The organism is Bradyrhizobium sp. 157, from assembly GCF_023073815.1.
Classification (GTDB): Bacteria; Pseudomonadota; Alphaproteobacteria; order Rhizobiales; family Xanthobacteraceae; genus Bradyrhizobium.
In genome coordinates, this window is record NZ_JADPKF010000098.1 from 1 (window position 1) to 3,793 (window position 3,793).

The following is a 3,793-nucleotide window of genomic DNA, read 5'->3' on the forward strand; positions in this document are numbered from 1 at the left end:
TCTCTCCACTCGGGCAGTGTCGCCCGCGGAGACACCCCCACCCCAGCCCTCCCCCGCAAGCGGGAGAGGGAGCGCACCTTCTTCGTGGTCGCAATCAAATCCAATTTCATTATGCTCTAGTCTAGCTTGAATGCCCGTCGAACAGCCGGCGCGGGCGGATGCCGGCACGATCACAACCTGGATTGCGCACGACACTCCGGTGCGGCGGCAGCAACCGCAGCGGAGGATGATGCAGCAGCGATGTGCAATTGCACATCATAGCGCGCGCCAAAAGGCGGGGCCTCAGGTGCGCAATTACGCACCTGAGGCTCCTAAGCGACGAAAGCCCGTGGATCCCTGGAACACGTGCGGCAGAGTGCGTATCGCAGTCAGGTCGTCTTGAGTTCTCCGTTCATTCCGTTCGGGTAGAAACCGCCTTTGCTGACACCGGCCTTGTCGGCCAGATAAACGATACGCAGAACCTCTTGCGGTGTACGCGTGAATGCGATCCCGTCGGGGGTCGAAGGCACGAAATTGGCTTTGCCGTCAACTCTGATCCCCTCGTCTTCTTTTTCGGGAGTCCCGTCAATTTTATCCCGTGCATCCGAGATTGCGTTGGCGGCGTCCCATGCCTTCTCGCCCATCATGTAGAGCTGGGAGCGCGCCATTCCCATGTGGTAGGCTTCAACAGCAAGAATTCCGGCCGCCGCTTCCACGAATTCCTTTTTCTTGAGCAGGGGAGCCGCACCCGCGTAGGCGGTCACGCCGACGTCTTCGAACAGCATGCCGCCCAGAAGGACCGACATGTCATCGGCAAATGGGTCGAAATCGGCAGGCAATCCGGCAGCCTGAGCAGCAGCCTTGAAGCCGGCGTCGAAGTCGATCGCAGGTCGTGAAATGGCGTTTCGGCCTAGCGTCTTGCGATAGAAGCGAACGTGGGCCAGTTCGTTCTCCGCCGTCTCTTCAATGAACTCGCGTATCGCCTTCTCCTTGAATTGGGCCTCGTGTCCGCCCACGACTCTGCCGGCATCCATACCGGCATCGGTATCGCTGATCCCCTTGCCGGTCGTTGCGCGCAGATAGAACTCAGCTTCCATGTATTCGAGGTTCAGCGCGAAGGTGAGAATGTCTTCGTCGTCGATCGCTGCTCCCTTCTTGCCGATTCCGACCCCCGTGGTCTCGCGCTTCTGCTGGGCATAGGCAGGTGGAATGAGCAGTCCTGCGAGTCCCGCGACCGATAGGCCGGCGATCGATTGCCGGCGGGAAATGCGCAATGCATCCATGGCGTAACCTCCTCCGTTCTGGATTGAGGGCCGCGCCACGCACTGTTCAGCGTTGAGGGCGCTCACGGCGCGACCTCGGTACCAGCTAGTGCTGGAGCGATATAACGTTAGGCCGCAGGTCACGTTCCAATCGAACTCGATCAGGCAGGCACGACGTCGTGAGGCCGCCAGGCTTGGCCTGTGCATGCAATGGTGGGCAAAGGCGCGAGTGCGCCGTGCCCATCATTTAGCATCGATTGTGTTCTCGATGGTGGGCACGCGGAGCCTGTCACCGCGCGCGTTCGCGCAACACGGTGGCTTTTCCCACCCCACGGACTGCTACCGCACCATGGCGCCGTAGACGATATCTTGCACCTGCTCGCGGTAGTACTTCCGAAGTTCGCCGGGTGCCGCCGTTCCCACGACCACGACAAGGCGCTCCTTCGGGTCGCTGAAGAACTGCGTGCCGTAGGCGCCATTCCAGGTGAACTCGCCAGGATTACCCGGCACCGACGACAGACCTTCGCTGGTGCGTACGGCCACGCCAAGGCCGAAGCTAAAGCCAGCGCGATGCGGCTCCACATTAGCTACGTTGTTCTTGATCTCCGGCCCAAGGTGGTTGGAGATCATGTGGTGCACTGTCTTGGGCCCGAGAATGCGCTGGCCGTCGAGCTCGCCGCCATTGAGCAGCATCTGTCCAAAGCGTAGGTAGTCGCCCACGGTCGCAAACGCGCACGCGCCGCCGCAGTCGAACTTGGTTGGCGTATCGAGAAGCTTGATCGCCTGCGGCTTGCCCGTCAGCGGGTCATTGGGAAATGGCCGGGCAAGACGCGCTCGCTGCGCCTCTGTTGGGTGGAATGTGGCGTCCTTCATGCCGAGTGGTTGCCATACATTGCTGGCCAAGTAATCGCCAAGCCGCTGCTCGCTGACTTTTTCAACGACCGCGCCGAGCACGTCGATCGAGAAGCCGTACTCGAAAACCCTAGCGGGTTGGTGCGCCAGCGGCAGCTTTGTGATGCGATCGATGAAGGCCTGGGTATCGCCTTCGATCGCCGGCGCGGTGCCCTCCGGATACTGACGCGCGACCGGGCTCGAACTGTCTGGGCGTCCTCCATACATCAGCCCAGATGTGTGTCGATAAAGATCGTGGATGTAGATCGGCGAAACCTGAGCATCGAACTTCAGTGAACTGTCGGGTTGCGGCACGCCCACTTTCATCTCGGCGAACGCGGGATAGTAGTCCGCAAGCTTTGCCCGAAGCGGCAAGCGGCCCTGTTCCATAAGTGTCAGACCCGCGACGGCGGCCATCGGTTTGGTCATGGAGGCAAGCGCGAACACAGCATCCAGCGGCATCGGCGTGCCTTTCACCGGATCAAGCTGGCCGTACGCCTTGTATTGCACGAGCTTTCCGTCGCGGGCTATCGCGACCACGGCGCCGGGCACACGCTTCGCGGCGATCTCCCGGGCAAGAAAATCGTCAAGGCGGGCCAGTCCCTGCTGCGAAAATCCGACGTCATCCGGCTTTGCCTCGGGCAGCGGCGCGGCATTTGCCGCATTGGCGGCGATACCGGCAACAAGCGCTGCGGCCGTCATGAATGGCTTCATGGTCTTCTCCCTGGAATGCAGTTCAGGCCCGCAGGATTATTATGCTTGAGTGACCATGTTAGATCGCGCCTCTACCAGCGGCAAGGCGAGCGTGCGAGCAGGGCAATCGGGCCGTCGCATATCCACTCTACGTTTCATTGAATGATGACGGCATTGACCGGGATCGCGCTGCGTGAGGTGGGCACGCTTCGCGTTGCCTATCCTACGGCTGCGAGCTGATTTGCTTCGCGCACAAGCACAGTTGATGCAGCCGGCCGCGGCAAGATAACGCGACGGGCAAATCACTTCTGATTTTCCGAAATGATCAAGCCCGGTAATCAAAAATATTTCGCTTCACGCGAGGGGCAAATCAGTCGCATAACTCCGCCCGTCTCACCCGATGGAGGGGCGGCTCGCGATCGTCACGAACGTGCGGTGAGATGCGGTGGACGCGAGAGGCGCACAAGACGTAGGCGCACGACGCTACGGCGAAGTCGTGTGGTTCTGGCGCCGCGGTGCTGGCGTTAAGTCCCAGGAGAAGCGAAGCTTCTCGGGGCGACGGTGGCAAGAAAGCCGTTCACCGGGGAGAGCACGAAGTAAGCCGTAAAGCCATTGCGCAGGGAAGGCCGGGATGCTCCCGCTGTACCTGTATGCTCGTGTGCGCGTTCTTAGTGCGCAAATTGCACACGAGACCGCGGGTGCGGCGCGCACCCGGTCTTCCCTGCGCCCTCTGAACAAGAGGGCGGGAAGTTGATGGCAAAACTCGGGCGCAACGCGTCGCGAGATCGCGAAACTGTATCCACGTCCTTGCGAGCGCAGCGAAGCAATCCATCCATCCGTTATGCCGCGAGATGGATTGCTTCGCTTCACTCGCAATGATGGGGTGGACGGCCCCCGAACGGCATCGATGTGCCAGACTGGCGATGCTGAGTCGAACCAGACAAGGGGACCGTCCATGACGAAGATTA

At 60.9% G+C, this 3,793-nt stretch carries 2 protein-coding genes; both read right to left on the reverse strand.

Annotated elements, in window-relative coordinates; genetic code table 11:
• Positions 1–368 precede the first annotated feature (368 nt).
• A complete protein-coding gene (locus tag IVA95_RS30655) occupies positions 369–1,262 on the reverse strand; it encodes a ferritin-like domain-containing protein (protein ID WP_256470317.1) in 894 nt (297 codons plus the stop codon).
• A gap of 318 nt (positions 1,263–1,580) precedes the next feature.
• Positions 1,581–2,846, reverse strand: coding sequence for a serine hydrolase domain-containing protein (locus tag IVA95_RS30660; RefSeq protein WP_247513892.1), 1,266 nt, complete (start codon positions 2,844–2,846; stop codon positions 1,581–1,583).
• Positions 2,847–3,793 lie beyond the last annotated feature (947 nt).

Bases quoted from the DNA above. Each gene is read 5' to 3' on its own strand.
- IVA95_RS30655 (WP_256470317.1), bottom strand. From the start codon at position 1,262: ATGGATGCATTGCGCATTTCCCGCCGGCAATCGATCGCCGGCCTATCG.
- IVA95_RS30660 (WP_247513892.1), bottom strand. From the start codon at position 2,846: ATGAAGCCATTCATGACGGCCGCAGCGCTTGTTGCCGGTATCGCCGCC.